The organism is Paenibacillus sp. FSL R10-2771, from assembly GCF_038000205.1.
Lineage (GTDB): Bacteria > Bacillota > Bacilli > Paenibacillales > Paenibacillaceae > Paenibacillus_AQ > Paenibacillus_AQ phytohabitans.
In genome coordinates this window covers 6,048,116-6,064,891 of the sequence record NZ_JBBOBM010000001.1, presented here as the reverse complement: position 1 = coordinate 6,064,891, position 16,776 = coordinate 6,048,116, and the positions used below count along the sequence as shown (strand labels likewise).

Below are 16,776 nucleotides of genomic sequence, written 5' to 3'. Positions count from 1 at the left end.
GAAATATAATTTAACATACATGTTAAATTGGGCTGCTGCGTGATCTATTCTTCTTCGTTAGCAATTAAACTGAAAATCCAATGTAGATCTTTTATTGCCTGAATGTATTGCTCGGCCGTTGCTTCAGGATTGCTTACAACTACTTCTGCGGCAGTTAGAGGATCGGCAAGGCGATCGTCATTCAGAGTTCGTGCATAGGCAATGGTTTCAGGCAGCGCAGTGAATACGCTTGGAACTGTAATGAAGATTTCTTTGGTAACTGCAGAACTGTCGAGTTTCAACTCCAACGTAATACTATATTTCACCGGCTCTGCAGTTCCGTTATAATCCATGTACCATAAATAATAGTCTCTAAGTAGATATACATCATCAGTAACGGTAGATGGAGCTTGAAAATCCATAATTCTAACATCAAAATCTCTAGGCCACTCGAACGCTGGATCAGCCATATAGACCGTTTGGCCAACAGTCATTGTGCCGGGAAGTACCCGGTCCTTGAAGTTGCCGGCGATGGTTGTAGCCAGTTCTGCATAAGATGCTTCGGAGAGCACCGGGATAGGAATCGCATAGCTTTCAGTACGATTCGGCTTTTTCAGGGAAATATAGATAGTGGTATACTCTTTTCCGAAATCAAGTCCTGTCATTCTAATACTGGTTGATTCACCATACACTGTTGCAGTCTGCAATGGTTCAGCTGTTCCACCCTCTTCTGAGTACACAGAGATCACATCACCTGGCTCAAGTCCATAAACATTTACAATGTCGTTGGTACCGACATGATTCTCCACAGAAAGGTTGTAGGTATTAGGCGTAGGACTCACATCAACCTCAACATAAGGGGGATTCACTGTCAACATGTTCGTGTCTGTGAAGCTCAGCTCACTGCCTGCAACATTCATATCAAACACATGCCAGTATTCATCGGTGCTGTCTGCAACAGGGATATGGTAAGTTTTTACCGGTGTTGCGTTGCTGCCGTTGTAGATTTCTACTTTGGCTCCGGAAGCAGCTAAGGTTTGCGTATGATCTGCTCCGTTTCCGCTAAAGTTGTGGACGTAGAACGTATATTTGCCGTCGACACGTTTGCGGATGGTAGTAGTCTCCGGACCGTATGAAGAGGTATCATCATGATCCAGATCGGCATACACTACATCATTATTGGAGAATTCTCTGTCACCGTACCAGGTATGGAAGGATTGGTTGCCAGGTGCAGGCCCAATCAGATGCGAATCTTCATCATACGGATACTCGCCCCAGGTGAGAACAATCCGGATTTCGTCGGCAGCCGGAATTTTTATAGCTGTAGCATTCTGTTCAGTGTTCTTATGGGTCGTCAACGAAGCGCCAATCACGTAAGTAGTAATATATCCTGCTTTTGATAACTCTCCGGTATAGATGCCGGGAGCCAGATTGGCAAAATACTTGCCTTCCGCATCCGTAATCACACTGGCGGCAATGGTTCCGGTTGTCGCTGCAAGACCTTTACGGAAATGGATAGTCATATCTGCTACCGGGTGATTGTCCACATCCGAGATATAACCTTCGAATCCGTAGACCACCTCGGTTACTGCGTGTGAATTGCTGCTGTTTCCGGACACTACCGGAGCGCCAACAACAGCTGAAGCATTATTGCCGTAGCTCACATGTCCCGGAGTCTGGGCGATGGTCGAGCCGCTGGCATTAATCAAGGCAGTGCCAATGGAGCCTTTTCCGGTTACTGAGGCAACAGCATTTAGAATCAGCGTATTGATACTTGCTCCGCTAGCGATATCAATTCTTGTATTTGCGGCACCTGGAGCAAGCGTGAGCTGCCCGATGGAGCCCGAGGTCAGGTTGACCTTAATAGCGGTAGCGAATATATCTACCGTCTCAAAGGTTCCGGCCAAAGCTACTTCTGCACTCGCCGGAATAGCTGCGGAGAGATCGATATTACCGAAGCCGCTGCCGGTTCCGCTGCCTTCTTCAAGCAGTGCACCTGATTGCAGAGTAATCTGTTCAACCGAGCTGGTACCTTCGGTGACAATTCGGATACTGCCGTCCTTCTTATTGACAATGACGGTTACAAGCACTGAATCCACTACATGGATACTGTTCTTTCCGCCGCCTGCAATGGTAGTGGTACCCTTAACCGTGACATTCTTCAGGGTCACATCACCTTTGCCTACAGCTTCGCTGATCACCAGATCACCTGTGATGATGGTATTGCTCAGCACAACTTCGGACGCTTCAATATACACAGAGCCGTTGACTGTGACAACGCCTGTCTCAGGTCCATAGTTACCGGCTTTATCGTAAACGATTGTATTAGCGGAAGAGGACGTTTGGAGTTTCAAGGCCCGGTCCAGCACACTGACAGCTTCTGCCCGGGTAGCCGTAGCGAGCGGTCTGAATTTTTGACCATAACCGTTCATAAGGCCTGCTGCAGCAATGGCGTTAATCTGCTTCTTGCTCCACTCATGGCCTGCAGCCGTATCCGTAAATGAAGCGGCCATATCCACTGCGTTCAGCTTAAGGACAGAACTTACAATGACCGCCATTTCTTCACGGGATAGTGACTGATTGGGTCTGAAGGTCTGATCCGGGTATCCCATTATGTATCCTGCAGCAGCAGCTTTGGTAATATCCGTATAGAACCAGCTGGATGATTTGACATCCGCATAGGTGATTGCTGCTGTATTCGTATAACCAAAGGATTTGTTGATCAATGCTGTGAATTCGGCACGGGTAATTTGGTGGTCAGGCTGAAGAGATCCATCCTGATAGCCGGTAAGCAATCCTTGCTGCTGCCATTCCGTAAGGACACCCTCCGCCCAATGACCGGCTGCGTCTTTGGCCACAGCGGTAGCCCCGGAAGTATCAGGAGCACTGGAAGCAGCGAATGATTGGCCCAAAGACATGAGATTCATACAAATACATAGTAATATAATAAGTGTGTTTCGGCGTAGCTTGTTTTTTCTCTTCAATTCTTGACACCAGCTTTCATTAAAGTCTAATTAGGAAAGGTAAATGTTATGTAAAGGAACCTCCTTTGAATGTTAAATACTACTATTGAATGACGAAGAATGTCTATGAAATATTAGTTTTTTTGGAGTAAAAAGTAGTATTTTGTATAAAAATAGGATATTCGATTTAATTAATTGCGTTATTATGTAAATGTTTTTGTAAACCGGGATAATACGTAATAGTGAAATTCTGGTTATATTTAAGGCTGCCGGAAGCATAAGCTTGTCTATAAGTCCTGTCCACAAAAGGGGTTGAAGACTTGGCGAGTGCGTTTCTAGGCAGCTTTTTATCTGCAATGGCTACGGTTCTTGGCGTGATTCCCATCCTGTTCGTGAAGCGGCTGTCTGAGCTGTGGAAGGATGTGCTGGTTGCCTTTACCGCCGGAATTATGGTGTCCGCGACCACCTTCGGACTGATGCCGCAGGCGATCAAAGAGTCGGGAATCATCGCTCTTACTCTGGGTCTGATTACCGGGGTGCTTCTGCTTGATCTGATCGAGAGCCATATTCCGCATATTGATGTGGAGAACAAGCCCGGTCTCAGCAATCTGGATTCCAAAGCGCTGCTCGTGATGATCGCGCTGTTCATTCATAATATTCCCGAGGGTCTGAGTACCGGCTTCAGCTATGCCAGTGAGCAGGCGAGCCTGGGGCCCATGGTAGCTATTGCGATCGGTGCCCAGAATATGCCGGAAGGCCTGATCCTGGCAATATTTCTGATGAATGCCCGTGCGACCCGGCGCAAGGCATTGACTATTGCCGCCCTGACCGGCCTCATGGAGATGGTGTCGGCGGTCATCGGTTATTTTACAGCCAGCTATGTGCAGAATGTAGTTGGTTACGGGCTGGCCTTCGCAGCCGGAGCGATGCTCTTCATTGTCTATAAGGAGCTGATCCCGGAGAGCCACGGCCATGGATATGAGCGGCCTTCGACTTATTCGTTTATATTTGGATTGCTGGCGATGGTGTATATTACAACGTTTTTTGGCGGATGACGGATTTGTTCCATCACTGCCTGGGCGCGGCCGTATGCCAGCGCTGCCCGGAAGCTTGGGCTGATCCTGGGACAAGGCGGCAACAAATTTAATCAACTGCAGAAGGCTACGCGGGCTGAAGCGGTACAATTGATCTCCAAACTATAGTTTCATTGATCTCAATATTAAGACCGCCTATGGTGTAGACACCAGGCGGTTTTTTGTATTGAACTGGAAGCGAGACACGATTTGCGTCTGCTTCCCAAAGCAGCTATACTGGCTGTTATCCCAGCGATTCATAGAGCGCTAGCTTGAAGATGGAAGGTGTGATTTGATGGACAGACTAACCTGGGAAGCTTTACTGACATTTGTACTTCTGGTTGCTGGTTTCATAAGCTTGTATGCTGCCATTCACAAACGGACGAACTTTGCCCGTTACAGTATGACGGTTCTGCTGATTGCCAGCGGGGCTCCGCTCGCGGTGATGCTGGTGCTGGAGAGCAGAAGAGACGCGCTCGATGCGAATATTGGGCTGGGTATGGCCTTTTTGCTGACATGGCTCATTACTGCCCTGGTATTTGCAGCTTCGGTGATTATATGGATCGTTAAGAAGAGAAAGCACGGTTAACCGGATTTATCGCTGTAATTCAAACTTGTTCCCCGGAGGTATGAAAAAGAAGCTGTCCAATGACTGCAGATTTCCTGCAGCTTCAAAGGCAGCTTCTTTCGCTTTGGAATCATTCAACTCTACAAGTGCACTGTATACCGTCCTGCCTTGCTCACCTTACGGACAGCCTCTAGCTCAAGGGCAGAGAGCGGCGGTGAGGTAGCGGATGCAATATTCTGCCGCAGCTGTGCAAGGCTGCTCGCCCCCGGAATAATTGCGGCAACGGCCGGATCAGCCAGCGGATACTGCAGCGCTGTCTGCGTCAAGGTACGGGTGAGGGTAGTCTGCTGCATCAGCTGGCCGTGCAGCTCTGACAGCTCCGCAGCAGTATAGTCCAGATATGCCCGCTCCGCCTTGCTGCGGCCGTGTTCTGTCAGGATGCCGCTGGCCAGCGGTCCCCGCGCAATCAGGCTGATACCCTCCCGGGCCAGCAGCGGAAGGATGCTCTCCTCCGGGCGTCTGTCGAGAATGCTGTACTGGCTCATCACACTGACTATTCCCGAGCGCTGCACATATTCCCGGATGACATTCGGCCGGATGGAGGAAATCCCGTAATGACGGATTACCCCTTCCTGCTTCAGCTCTTCAAAAGCTTCGATAGTCTCGTCAATCTCATCTTCCAGCGTTCCCCCGTGCAGCTGATACAGATCGATATAATCAGTCTGCAGCCTGCGCAGACTCTCTTTCACAGCCGAGCGGATATAGCTTTTGGAAGCATCCCAGCTCCAGCCCTCTTGGCCGGGAATTCTGCGGTTGCCCACTTTGGTGGCCAGAATTACATCTGCACGGCGGTGCCGGATCGCCTGGCCGACGATTTCCTCATTGCGGCCTTCATCGTAGAGATCGGCGGTATCCAGGAAATTGATTCCGTGATCAAGCGCTTCGTGAATAATAGCAGCGGCCTTCACCTCATCCGTCCCCAGCGTCATACAGCCGAGGCCCATGGCGCTTACATATAAATCAGATTGTCCCAAACGGTTAGTGTTCATCTGACCTGACGTCCTTTCGTTACTGTAATTGTGTCTATTGTATCATCCTGATACGCCAAAACGGCAATCCCGCCGCCGCTGGCTGTCAGCCGGGCGGGCAGGATTGCCGTTATAAGTAAGAATAGATGTTGTCTTTCAGCCTTCCAGACGCCGGATTATCCGCGCAGAATGTTCTCGATCTGCTCCAGCTCTTCTGCGCTGAGTTCAGGCGCATTCAGGGAAGCTACAGCATCTTCGATCTGGCTGACTTTGCTCGCGCCGATCAGGGCGGAGGTCACTTTGCCGCCGCGGAGTACCCAGGATAAGGCGAGCTGTGACATCTTCTGTCCGCGGGCAGCGGCAATATCGTTCAGCTTGCTTACCTTGGCGATCACCTCGGCCGTGATTTCCTTCTCGGAGAGGAACACGCTTGGTCCGGCTGCACGGGAATCTGCGGTAATGCCTTTCAGGTAACGGTCGGTCAGGATACCCTTTTGCAGCGGAGAGAAGGCGATAGTGCCGATGCCTTCTTCAGCCAGCACATCCTGCAGCCCGTCTTCGATCCAGCGTGACATCATCGAATAGTTCGGCTGATGAATCAGGCAGGGAGTGCCGAGACGGCGGAGAATCTGCGCGGCTTCACGCGCTTCTTCAGGCTTGTAGTTCGAAATACCGACATACAGCGCTTTGCCCTGGCGTACAAGCAGATCCAGTGCAGACATGGTTTCTTCGAGCGGTGTATTCGGATCTGGACGATGGTGGTAGTAGATATCCACATAATCCAGGCCCAGCCGCTTCAGGCTCTGATCCAGACTGGATACGAGATTCTTCTTGGAGCCCCATTCGCCGTACGGGCCGGGCCACATATAGTAGCCGGCTTTGCTGGAGATGATCAGCTCATCGCGGTACGCGGCGAGATCCTTCTTCAGAATCTGTCCGAAGCTCTCTTCGGCGGAGCCTGCGGGCGGACCGTAGTTATTGGCGAGATCGAAGTGGGTAATCCCCAGGTCGAAAGCGCGGCGGACCATGGCCCGGCCGTTCTCGAACACATCGTTGCCGCCGAAATTATGCCAGAGTCCAAGCGAAATCGCCGGGAGCAGCAGGCCGCTGCGGCCGGTGCGGTTATATTTCATAGTGTCATAGCGTTCAGGACTAGCGATATACATATTATTCCTCCTACAATTTGTTGGTTAGTGTGTTCTGTGATTAATGTGTACAAACTGGCGCTCCCTATCCGGGGAATGTTAGCGTTTGCTTCTCCGGCCGGGGCACGTTCTTATTGTACCGAATCCGTGCGGATAATCGTATGTCAGCATGGATGATGTTTATAGAACAATGTCAGTATCGGTGTGGCGGATGCGGTATTCTTTGGGGGAGCAGCCTTTAACCTTTTTGAACATACGGGAAAAGAGCAGTGCGTCCTGATACCCGACAGAATGCGAGATCTCGCCGATGGTACAGCTGGTCTCGGTCAGCAACTCGCAGGCCTTGGCAATCCGGAAATTAAGCAGATACTGCTGCGGCGGCAGACCGATCGTCCGTTTGAACAATGTGGAGAGGTACTTGCGGTCCAGCTTCAGAGAAGCGGACATGCTCTCCACGGTGACATTCTCACAATAATGGGCATGCAGGTAGTGGAGGCATTGCTCGACATAGACACTCTTTTGACGCGGAATCACCAGGTTTGCAGTGGCCGGAACCGTGCGCAGCAGCAGGGATAAGAACTCATAGAGGATTACCTTGAGCGGCAGATCCAGCACATCCTGGCAATCGGCGGCTTCAGACAGCCTCTCGAATAGAGAGGGCATCAGCTCTTGATCCATCGGGAACACCGGCTGCTCGGGCGACAGCGAAGTCCGCGACAACAGATATCCGGCTTCTTCTCCGGTAAAAGCAATCCATGAATAGGTCCAGGGACTGTCCTGGTCTGCGGCATAATGCGTCACAACATGGGGATAGGTGAGGAAGGCTTGTCCTGCCCCCAGCGTGTGGCTCGCTTCCCCGACAACGACTTTGCCGGTGCCTTCGTGAATGAAGTGGATTTTGTACAAATCACGGACCCCGGGTCCGACGGAATGGCCGGGTGCGCATTGCTCCTGTCCCCAATAATGGAGATGTAGATCGGGACTGGTGCGGTGCGGACGATGGGAATTATATTTGAATATGGCCATGCTTCAGCCTCTTTCCTGTATAGGGAGTGTTCTTTGCCTAAAAAGTGTATATTCCCCATTATACATCAGTTTCCCCAAGGCTGATCAACCGCAAAATAACCCCACAAAGTGGGGCTCTGGCTTCGATGATTACTCAGGTACTTTGCGGGGACCCCAAGGCAGATCAACCGCAAAAAGTCCCGGCTCCGCTGAAGGGGAGAGGGACCATACGTACATATTTCATAACACAGATGCCGGAGCTTCGGCAGGGTCAGGCTTCCATTTTGAGCATAACGAGCTCTTCCACAGGCACACCGTTCACCAGATGCTCCTCCACAATGCGCGCCACATCATCGGTGGTTACATTGTAGTACCAGATTCCGTCAGGATAGACGATGACAAAAGGACCGTTGCCGCATAGGCCGAGGCAGCTGGTTTTGTTGATTTTGACCGTTTTGTTAATCCCGTGTTCCACCATCTGCTCTTTGAATTCCTGCATGACCTCTTCAACATCCTGGTTATTGCAGTGTTCGCTGCAGCAGAAAAGTAAATGTTTCTTGAGCACCTTCAAACGCATATTCATCGCGGTTCCCCCTATAAGATATCTGAGTGGCTGACCTGTCTTATGAGGAGTATAGCCTCTTTTGGCGGTGCTGTAATGCGGTTGAGACCATTGTTCTAAAAGGCTTAATAAATGCCATGAGGCGGATAATTAAGTGTTATCTATGCTGACTCCGAAACGGGGAATATGAGTAAAATGTGTCCGGAATGCAGGAGGAAATCCGCTTGGAAATTATTTCCCGGGTTATTTCCTGTTTCATAAATAATTTTGAGGTTACGTTTACAAGTTTATAAAAAATCAGTTTCGCGGATGCCTGTTTGGTTAAGTAAGGGATGTGAAAGTTAAAGTTAAAGTGAGACTAACCTTATTCACAAAATAAGCTACCAGGAGGGAATCGTTATGAACAAGAAAATTGTAGGTGTATTCTATACCGAGCATGAAGCTTCACGGGCCATTGAAGACTTGAAGAGTCACGGGTTTCTGACAGAGGATATCTCAGTGATAGCGAGAAATAAACGGGATGTTGAAGCGATCAGTGATGAGACAGGAACCAAGGCGCCTGAAGGCATGGCATCCGGTGCAGCAACAGGCGGTATACTCGGCGGTGTCACCGGGCTGCTGGCAGGCATCGGCGCGCTGGCGATACCGGGGATCGGGCCGATTATTGCTGCGGGACCAATTGCCGCGACATTGACGGGAGTAGCCGTAGGTGCAGGAACAGGCGGGCTTGTGGGCGGTCTGATCGGGCTGGGTATTCCGGAGGATGAAGCGGAGAGTTACGACAACTATGTGGATGAAGGACGCATTCTGGTCATGGTTGATGCAGATAACACGCGGGCAAGTGATGTATACTCCATTTTCCGCAACCATAATTCAGCGAACGCAGACCGTTATATGGATGATCCTAATACAACCGGCGATGCTGCGGATACCGCACGTCATTCGGTAACAGATACCGTGGATGCCGCGTTCAACGGCTCGGGTCTTGAAGGCAGGGACGATACAGGGCTGGATACGATGAATTCGGCAACGGAGCATGATCTCCCGGGGACAAGAGCACTGGATGATGTGAACCGGCGGGGAATGACGGGAGATGTATATTCCGGTACGCCGAATGGCATAGACGGGGCGCTGGATAGTACACGAACTGGCGGGTTCAATGATCCGGATGAAGACCGCAGGCTGCGTTTGCGTGAAGAACAGCTGGACGTATCCAAGAACAAGGTGCAGACCGGTGAGGTCAACGTACACAAGGAAATCATCGAAGAGCAGAAAACGATCAATGTCCCTGTTACCCATGAAGAGCTTGTTATTGAGCGGCGTGCCGTCAATAATGACACAACAGCAGAGCCGGTTGGCGCGGATGAAACGATCCGAATCCCGGTGAGCGAGGAGCAGGTGGAGGTCCGTAAGAATACGGTCGTTACCGGTGAAGTCGAAATTCACAAACGTGAGGTTCAGGGAACCGAGCAGGTACAGGATACGGTCAGACGCGAGGAAGCACGGGTCGACAAGAGCGGAGAAGTGAAGGTGGACGGCAGTGACGAGCTGCTGAGAGACCACAGCCGCAGCCGTTAAATAGCAGGGACGTTATAACATTCTGACAGGCTAGATGACGGGATTTGTCATTAAGGCTAAAGCTAGTGGGAACGGCCTTGCCGTCACTTTAATCATGGAGCTGTTTCAGCGAGAAAAATAAAAGGGTTTCCGCGAAGTCCAGCCGGACTTCACGGAAACCCTTTTGTATATTCATTGAACCGGTAATCCTCGGATCAGAATGAAATTCCGCTTGAAGCAGAGGACCCAATCCGGCGAGGCTTTAACTGTATTTTCTGCAACTAAAATCACTGAAAATTGCCCGGGAAGTGCTTTAGTTGCACTTTATACAATTATATTGACCAGTTTCTCTCAAAAGGATCACCTCATGCTATTTTAGCTGTACAGAATACACTTAGCGTAATAAATCTGGGCGTATACCTTGTTATAACTGTATGAAATACAATTGTTATCCGCTGCCTTGATGCCTACATAAAGGCCGCATTGGCTCTGGCCGGAATGACCTCCGGGATGTCCTTGCCCGGCAGGAAATGAATGCTGCGGATGTAGCGGATCGTGCGGCTCTGCGCCCGCATGATCACCGAATGGGTCTCGGCGCGTTCCTTGCCGATGAAGCGGACGCCGCTGAGGAACTCGCCGGAGGTTACCCCGGTGGCGGCGAAGATGACATCGCCGGTGCCGACCATATCCTCCATGGACAGCACCCGTGCCGGATTGTCCAGACCCATCTGCAGGCAGCGCTGCATCTCGAAGGGGCCTTCGGGCAGCAGCCTGCCCTGAAGCTCTCCGCCCAGGCAGCGCAGTGCGGCGGCGGCGAGTACACCTTCCGGTGCTCCGCCGGAGCCCATGTACAGATCTACATCGCTGTCCGGCAGCGCAGCGGCTATTGCCCCGGCGACATCGCCGTGATTGATCAGCTTGATGCGCACGCCTGCTTCACGCAGGATGCTGATTAAGCCTTCATGCCGCTTGCGGTCCAGCACCATCACCGTCAGCTCGGAGAGCGCTTTGCCGGTGATCATGCCGGCTTTGCGCAGCGTTACTTCGGCCGGATCATCCAGGCTTAGCTTACCGGCCAGCTCCGGTCCGCAGGCCAGCTTCTCCATATAGATATCCGGCGCATGCAGCAGGCTGCCCTTGTCAGCAATTGCAATCACCGACTGTGCATTATGCAGTCCGCAGGCGACGACCTCGGTCCCTTCCAGCGGATCTACCGCTACATCGACGGAAGGGCCGTTCCGGTTACCGACACGTTCTCCGATATATAGCATCGGCGCCTCATCCATCTCGCCTTCGCCGATCACCACGGTTCCGTCAATGGAGACAGAATCGAACATGGAACGGATTGCGGTTGTGGCAGCATCATCTGCCGCATTTTTGTCGCCCCGGCCAATCCAGCGTGCTGAGGATAAAGCACCCAATTCAGTGACCCGTACAATTTCCAGTGCCAATTCGCGTTCCATAATGATTCCCTCCAGTGTAGTTAGAATAGTTAGATTAGATATAACCCATAATGATGCCGGCGGTTTCTTCAATCGCCTTATCCGTAATATCAATGACCGGGCAGCCCAGCTTGGCGAACAGTGTTGCCGCATATTCCATCTCTTCTGTAATACGTTCGAGGCTGGCATACTGCGAGCCGGTAGGCAAGCCCAGCATCTTCAGCCGCTCAGAGCGGATCTTCAGCATGTACTCCGGCTTCATGGTCAGACCGATGATCCGGTTCGGCGGCAGGCTCAGCAGCTGCTGCGGCGGACCGACCTCCGGGACGACCGGATAATTCACCACCTTCTTGCCGCGGTGGGCCAGAAAGATGCTGAGCGGTGTCTTCGAGGTGCGGGACATGCCGAGCAGAACAATATCCGCCTTCAGCATGGCCCCGAGATCACGTCCGTCATCACAGGCGACGGTGAATTCAATCGCCTCGATCCGGCTGAAATATTCCTCGTCCAGCTGATGCAGCAGTCCGGGCCGGGCCTCCGGAGCATCATCGAAGGTATCGATGAAGGCCTGCATCATCGGGCCCATAATATCCACAATCCGCAGATCGAGGCGGACCGCCTCCTCGCGGATCATCTCCCGCAGCTCCGGCTGGACCAGGGTATAAGCTACGAAACCCTGAAGCTGGGCGGTCTCTTCCATTAATTTGCGCAGTTCATCTTCATGTCTGACATTACCGTATCTTCTGATCGTGACACGCTGATTCTGAAATTGGTGAATGACGGCCTGCACGACAGCTTCCGCCGTATCTCCAATAGAATCCGAGCATATCGTAATGTAATGGGTGGATGGCTCCATGCTCTATCGATTCCTCCGTTATCCTTTGGCTTCAAGCTCGAGGAGAAGCTTCACGATGGAAGTCTTCGTGAGCCGCCCTACTACGTCCAGACCTGAGCCGGACCCTTCCCCGCTGCCGGGAACAACTACCGGCAGACTGTCTACCTCGTGGTATATCATGCGCTGCGCGGCGTCAAGCACCGTGTCATCGGGCGAAACAGTTACTACCTTGGGCTGGCGGGTCATGACCATGCTCACAGGCATGGTTACCGCGCCGGGATTACCGAGCGTGACCTTCAGGAAGTCCTTGCGCGAGGCGACACCGGTCAGCTTGCCGTCGCTATCGCAGATGATCAGCGTACCGACATCCTGAAGAAACAGTGTAACTACGGCGTCCTGAATCGTTGTATTCTCGCGGATAATGACCGGGATGCTCTGGATATCGCTAACCTTGGTATCCTGCAGCAGCCCCCGGCTGTTATGGCGCGCTGCGGCTTTGGTACCGGGGAAATAACCGACCTTCGGCTTCGCATCGACATATTCGAGCATAACCAGGATGGACAAGTCCCCCCGGATGGTCGGCCGGCTCAGGCCCAGGCTTTCCGCGATTTGGTCTCCGGTAATCGGCGCTCTTTTTTTCACAATCTCAATAATTTGCAATTGCCGGGTTGTCAGTTCGATCACAGTTTTCCTCCACTTTCCGGTTTACGTTATAGATACAGGCACTCCCTTGGCAGAAAAGGAGCACCGTGCGCCGATTCCCCCTCTTCATTCAGACGTCCTATTTGGAATTAAATCCCCTAACTTGCTTATATAATACGCAATAATGATCATAAATGCAATATATAGTACGTCATATATAATAATTTTCTGAAAAAATAGGTAGCTTAATCAGATTTGCGTTAAGGGAAAAGAAAAATTCTCTAATATATGGTATTTATTTAATGCTCTTTCCTCACATGTATGGTAAGGTTTGATCAGGCAAGGAGGTGTATTCATTTGAGGAAATCAAGCTTCGTTCTCATTTGCGGGATAGTCATCCTAACGCTGTTATCTGCCGGATGCAGCAAGGACACCCCGAAGTACGCAGAATTGTTCACACAGGTGGAAGAGCACAGGGCTGTGTTCAACCAGCCGCTCGAAGACGGGCTTGCCGTTCTGGGGGTTACCGATGCTGTGGGGGAATATGATCCGAATTTGGGTACAATCATGCAGGATGATGTCCTGACCGTCAATCAAATGGAGTTCATCCATCAGATTACGGCAGATGTTACAAATGATACAATTATCGGTTACCGGATTGGGACGGTCTTTCCCAGATCGGAAAGCGGTTATGAGGATGCGAGAGAGCTAGTGCGTGCTTTTCTGGAACATTACAAGCCTGCGGATGATGAAGAGGCTGACAAAGTCGAGCAATCGGTTCAGACGATTGACCGGATGGCGCTTCCGCTCATGCCGTCAATAGGCTTTATCCGAGAATCGTGGACATATGGCGAGGGTGAGAAGAAGCTGTATATTACCTACAGGATATCGAACAGTTTTGAGAGCGATGAGGAATTGCCGCTGAATTTGTTTTTCAGCTCTGAGGAGTAGCGTTATCCCCCAGCGCGCTTGAGCTATAGGGTGAAAATAACAGAACAGCCCGGAGCCCTTTGTAAGGGTCCAGGCTGTTTTTGCTAAACAGGGGCAGGATTAATTAATCCTGCGGAAGAGCTTCAATGCTTGTTTTTTGAAGTACGGGTATTGCCGGTTTTTGTTTGAAAATCAGCTGCTTCAGCGCGCCCGCATTCACAAGGACGGTGCCAGCGATTATGGTGAATACACCAAGCAGCGTTACCCACGTTACCGCTTCGTTATAGAACAGGAAGCCCACCCCGACGGCAATCGGCGGAGAGATATACAGCCAGGTCGACGGAAAGACGGGATTCGTCTTGGAGACGAGCCAGTAGAACAGGGTATGACCAACCATGGAGCCGACAACGGTCAGGTAGAGCAGGGAGCCTGCGGTTTTGAACGATAGCAGGAAGGAGGGATGCAGCGGCTCGGTAATCAGCGATATGATGAACAGCAGCGCTCCGCCGTACATCATCTGGGCCGCATTCAGTGCTACAGGGGATACTCCGGAGAAGGTGGTGGTTACTTTTTTGGAGTAGATCGCCCCTGCCGCATAGCAGAGTTCTCCGATCAGAACGACAACACAGCCGATCAGCCAGAGCGGTGTGACATCAGCTGCAAGATTCGGCAGCACAAGCAGCAGTACGCCGGTGAAGCCGATGATACAGCCGAACAGCGAGTAGGCGGGAGCCTTTTGCCGGAGAAAAGCCATCTGCATCAGCAGAATCATCATCGGCCCGGTTGCCGATAATACGGCCGCGAGTCCGGAGGATACATATTGCTCGGCCCAGTAAAGTGCGGCGAAGGTGCCGAAGGTCAGCGTTGCTCCGGTGAACAGCATTTCCTTGCGCAGTAGCAGCGAGAAGCTGGCTTTGCCTTTCACTACCATGAACAGGAACAGCACCGCCCCTGCCGTGAAAAAACGAAGTCCAGCAGAGAAGAACGGCGGCGCTCCGGCGTCTACGCCGATTTTGATCGCGAGAAAGGTTGTGCCGAAGATCAGACAGACCAGTGAATAAGCTAACATAATCATGTTTCCGTGCCCCTTTGTGGTGGTAATGTGGCAATCTCCTAAAGTATTCTGTTAATCATATCCTCATAGGCGCAGAACAGATTGCAGAACACAGAACAGTTGCTGGGCGGAATGCTGTACAATAGGTCAAAGAGCAGTTGGCGGACGTGTGCGCTGGAGTGAGCGGCGAACGGTGAAAGGTGAATGGCGAGCTGTGGGCAGCGGGGCGGTTGCGAGTATATTGTGGAGAGGGCGGGGGTATATGAAGAAGTCAGTGGGAGCAGAGCAAAGTAATCCCTTGTTCCGCCAAGTCTATGAGTTCATGCTGAACCGGATCGAGCGGGGGGAGTGGAAGGCTCATGACAAGCTGCCATCGATCCGGCTGCTGGCGGATGAGCTGGGTGTCCACCGGCTGACGGTATTTAAGGCTTACCGGGCACTTACGGAGAACGGTATGCTGTATGTCAAAGACAAATCCGGTTATTATGTATCGCCGGGCAGCCGGATGGCCAACTCAGTGGAAGAAGGAGCAGCAGTGCTGGGGTATACGGTCAAGAGTCCGATGTCCGATATTCAGCGGAAGCCGGTCACTTACCAGTTCTCTCAGGCGCTGATTGATCCGGGTCTGCTGCCCAACCTGTTCCTGTCCGATTATGTCAAAAAAGTATTCGACCTCTACCCGAAGGTCATGGGTACCTATTCCACCGTGCAGGGGGATGAGGAGCTGCGTGCTACGCTGAGCAGTCATTTCCATGACCGGTACCGGCTGCAGCTCTCGGCCAGCGAGCTGCTGATTACCTCGGGCGCGCAGCAGGCGATCAATCTGATCGCCGGAATCATGCTCGGCCCGATGGATGCCGTGCTGGTGGAGCGCCCGACGTATAGTGTGGCGCTGGATATTTTCCGCCGGGCAGGCGCGCGGCTGGTTCCGGTGGAGATCTCGCCGCAGGGGTATGATCTGGCGGCGGTCGAGGAACTGATGCGCAGGCATAAGCCGCGGATGTTCTATATTAACCCGACGCATCATAATCCGACGGGTTATACGGTGCCTGCTAAGCAGCGCAAGCTGCTCGTTGAGCTGGCGGAGCGCTACCGCTGTCTGCTGGTGGAGGATGATCCGTTCCGTGATATGCACTTTGAGGAGGAGCCGCCGGCGCCGTTTTTTGCCTATGATACCGAAGGCTGGGTCATCTACATCAGCAGCTTCAGCAAGTATGTAGCCCCCGGGCTGCGGATTTGCGCAGTAGCCTGCCGTTATCCGTTCATGGAGCGGCTGATTGCCGCCAAGTCGCTGGCGGACAACGGGACGCCGCTGCTGAATCAGAAGATCTTCCTCCACTACTACACCTCGCCGCGCCTGCAGCAGCATCTTGGCAAGCTGCGGATCGCGCTTCAGGTGCATAAGGAGATCATGGAGGAGGAGCTCGCTGCCGCCGGCTGGGAATGGACAGCGCCGCAGGGCGGTCTGAACCTGTGGGTGAAGCTGCCGGACACAGTGTCCGTAGATGTGCTGTTTGTACGCTGTATGGAGCAGTCCATCTCCTTCGTTCCCGGTGAAATCTGTGATCCGCTGGGCGAGATGAAGTCCTGGCTGCGCCTCAGCTACTCCTTCGCCAGCGAAGCGCTGCTTCGTGAAGGGATGCGGCAGCTGACCGCAATTGCGCGGGAGATCGAGGCGGAGGGTGAACATAGAGAGTGAATTTAGAGAGTAAATACGAAGAACAGATGCAGAAAGCAGATGCAGAAATTAGATGCAGAAATTAGATGCAGAAAGCAGATGCAGAAAGCAGATGCAGAAAGTAGATGCGGAAAGTAGATGCGGAAAGCAGATGCAGAAAGTAGATGCAGAAAGTAGATGCAAAAAGTAGATGCAGAAATTAGATGCAGAAAGTAGATGCAGAAAGCAGATGCAGAAATTAGATGCAGAAAGCAGATGCAGAAAGTAGACGCGGGTAAGCCTTGGGGTTTAGCCTGCAGACATGATGAGCCAGCT

Annotated in this window: 15 protein-coding genes; 6 read left to right on the top strand and 9 right to left on the bottom strand. The window is 51.9% G+C overall.

Going from position 1 to position 16,776, the window contains the following annotated elements; translation table 11 throughout:
* Nucleotides 1–44: 44 nt before the first annotated feature.
* A complete protein-coding gene (locus NSU14_RS26170) occupies nt 45–2,897 on the bottom strand; it encodes an S-layer homology domain-containing protein (protein ID WP_340947774.1) in 2,853 nt (950 codons plus the stop codon).
* A gap of 365 nt (nt 2,898–3,262) precedes the next feature.
* On the opposite strand from NSU14_RS26170, the gene NSU14_RS26165 reads away from it, so the two are divergent.
* The 3 genes from NSU14_RS26165 (at nt 3,263) to NSU14_RS26160 (ending at nt 4,604) form a co-directional block, all read left to right on the top strand.
* Entirely contained in the window at nt 3,263–3,997 is a 735-nt protein-coding gene (locus NSU14_RS26165) for a ZIP family metal transporter (RefSeq protein ID WP_081969841.1), read from the top strand.
* A gap of 3 nt (nt 3,998–4,000) precedes the next feature.
* Nucleotides 4,001–4,144, top strand: a complete 144-nt coding sequence (locus NSU14_RS36055) for an S-layer homology domain-containing protein (protein ID WP_445670100.1) — start codon at nt 4,001–4,003, stop codon at nt 4,142–4,144.
* A 166-nt stretch (nt 4,145–4,310) separates the two neighbouring features.
* Nucleotides 4,311–4,604: a hypothetical protein gene (locus NSU14_RS26160; protein WP_042134081.1), complete on the top strand. Its 294-nt coding sequence runs from the start codon at nt 4,311–4,313 to the stop codon at nt 4,602–4,604.
* A gap of 119 nt (nt 4,605–4,723) precedes the next feature.
* Here NSU14_RS26160 and NSU14_RS26155 read toward each other — a convergent pair whose 3' ends face one another.
* The 4 genes from NSU14_RS26155 to NSU14_RS26140 all read right to left on the bottom strand — a co-directional run bounded on the left by NSU14_RS26155 (nt 4,724) and on the right by NSU14_RS26140 (nt 8,344).
* The gene (locus NSU14_RS26155) at nt 4,724–5,632 is read right to left on the bottom strand and encodes an aldo/keto reductase (RefSeq protein WP_340947773.1); all 909 of its coding nucleotides are present in this window, start codon (nt 5,630–5,632) and stop codon (nt 4,724–4,726) included.
* A gap of 155 nt (nt 5,633–5,787) precedes the next feature.
* The gene (locus tag NSU14_RS26150; RefSeq protein ID WP_039302057.1) at nt 5,788–6,777 is read right to left on the bottom strand and encodes an aldo/keto reductase; all 990 of its coding nucleotides are present in this window, start codon (nt 6,775–6,777) and stop codon (nt 5,788–5,790) included.
* 159 nt (nt 6,778–6,936) lie between these two features.
* Nucleotides 6,937–7,782: an AraC family transcriptional regulator gene (locus NSU14_RS26145; RefSeq protein WP_042134085.1), complete on the bottom strand. Its 846-nt coding sequence runs from the start codon at nt 7,780–7,782 to the stop codon at nt 6,937–6,939.
* 250 nt (nt 7,783–8,032) lie between these two features.
* Nucleotides 8,033–8,344, bottom strand: coding sequence for a (2Fe-2S) ferredoxin domain-containing protein (locus NSU14_RS26140; RefSeq protein ID WP_042134087.1), 312 nt, complete (start codon nt 8,342–8,344; stop codon nt 8,033–8,035).
* A 378-nt stretch (nt 8,345–8,722) separates the two neighbouring features.
* Here NSU14_RS26140 and NSU14_RS36050 point away from each other — a divergent pair, with 378 nt between their 5' ends.
* Nucleotides 8,723–9,901, top strand: coding sequence for a YsnF/AvaK domain-containing protein (locus NSU14_RS36050; RefSeq protein WP_445670066.1), 1,179 nt, complete (start codon nt 8,723–8,725; stop codon nt 9,899–9,901).
* 446 nt (nt 9,902–10,347) lie between these two features.
* Here NSU14_RS36050 and glpX read toward each other — a convergent pair whose 3' ends face one another.
* The 3 genes from glpX to NSU14_RS26115 are packed head-to-tail and all read right to left on the bottom strand — an operon-like array spanning nt 10,348 to nt 12,841.
* Nucleotides 10,348–11,343 (bottom strand): class II fructose-bisphosphatase, encoded by a 996-nt coding sequence (glpX, locus tag NSU14_RS26125; RefSeq protein WP_340947772.1) that lies wholly within the window; start codon nt 11,341–11,343, stop codon nt 10,348–10,350.
* A gap of 34 nt (nt 11,344–11,377) precedes the next feature.
* The gene (locus tag NSU14_RS26120; RefSeq protein WP_039302045.1) at nt 11,378–12,178 is read right to left on the bottom strand and encodes a pyruvate, water dikinase regulatory protein; all 801 of its coding nucleotides are present in this window, start codon (nt 12,176–12,178) and stop codon (nt 11,378–11,380) included.
* Nucleotides 12,179–12,196: 18 nt separating this feature from the next.
* Entirely contained in the window at nt 12,197–12,841 is a 645-nt protein-coding gene (locus tag NSU14_RS26115) for a helix-turn-helix transcriptional regulator (protein WP_340947771.1), read from the bottom strand.
* A 315-nt stretch (nt 12,842–13,156) separates the two neighbouring features.
* Here NSU14_RS26115 and NSU14_RS26110 point away from each other — a divergent pair, with 315 nt between their 5' ends.
* Complete coding sequence (locus NSU14_RS26110) at nt 13,157–13,750, top strand: hypothetical protein (protein ID WP_340947770.1); 594 nt, start codon at nt 13,157–13,159, stop codon at nt 13,748–13,750.
* A 103-nt stretch (nt 13,751–13,853) separates the two neighbouring features.
* On the opposite strand, the gene NSU14_RS26105 is transcribed toward NSU14_RS26110, so the two are convergent.
* Nucleotides 13,854–14,804: a DMT family transporter gene (locus NSU14_RS26105; RefSeq protein WP_340947769.1), complete on the bottom strand. Its 951-nt coding sequence runs from the start codon at nt 14,802–14,804 to the stop codon at nt 13,854–13,856.
* A 241-nt stretch (nt 14,805–15,045) separates the two neighbouring features.
* Between NSU14_RS26105 and NSU14_RS26100 the strand changes: the two genes are divergently transcribed.
* On the top strand, nt 15,046–16,482 hold the full coding sequence (locus tag NSU14_RS26100) for an aminotransferase-like domain-containing protein (protein WP_076242302.1): 1,437 nt from the start codon (nt 15,046–15,048) through the stop codon (nt 16,480–16,482).
* Nucleotides 16,483–16,776 lie beyond the last annotated feature (294 nt).

Coding starts and splice junctions, on each gene's coding strand:
- NSU14_RS26170 (WP_340947774.1), bottom strand. CDS start 2,897: ATGTCTTTGGGCCAATCATTCGCTGCTTCCAGTGCTCCTGATACTTCC.
- NSU14_RS26160 (WP_042134081.1), top strand. CDS start 4,311: ATGGACAGACTAACCTGGGAAGCTTTACTGACATTTGTACTTCTGGTT.
- NSU14_RS26155 (WP_340947773.1), bottom strand. CDS start 5,632: ATGAACACTAACCGTTTGGGACAATCTGATTTATATGTAAGCGCCATG.
- NSU14_RS26150 (WP_039302057.1), bottom strand. CDS start 6,777: ATGTATATCGCTAGTCCTGAACGCTATGACACTATGAAATATAACCGC.
- NSU14_RS26145 (WP_042134085.1), bottom strand. CDS start 7,782: ATGGCCATATTCAAATATAATTCCCATCGTCCGCACCGCACCAGTCCC.
- NSU14_RS26140 (WP_042134087.1), bottom strand. CDS start 8,344: ATGAATATGCGTTTGAAGGTGCTCAAGAAACATTTACTTTTCTGCTGC.
- NSU14_RS36050 (WP_445670066.1), top strand. CDS start 8,723: ATGAACAAGAAAATTGTAGGTGTATTCTATACCGAGCATGAAGCTTCA.
- glpX (WP_340947772.1), bottom strand. CDS start 11,343: ATGGAACGCGAATTGGCACTGGAAATTGTACGGGTCACTGAATTGGGT.
- NSU14_RS26120 (WP_039302045.1), bottom strand. CDS start 12,178: ATGGAGCCATCCACCCATTACATTACGATATGCTCGGATTCTATTGGA.
- NSU14_RS26105 (WP_340947769.1), bottom strand. CDS start 14,804: ATGATTATGTTAGCTTATTCACTGGTCTGTCTGATCTTCGGCACAACC.
- NSU14_RS26100 (WP_076242302.1), top strand. CDS start 15,046: ATGAAGAAGTCAGTGGGAGCAGAGCAAAGTAATCCCTTGTTCCGCCAA.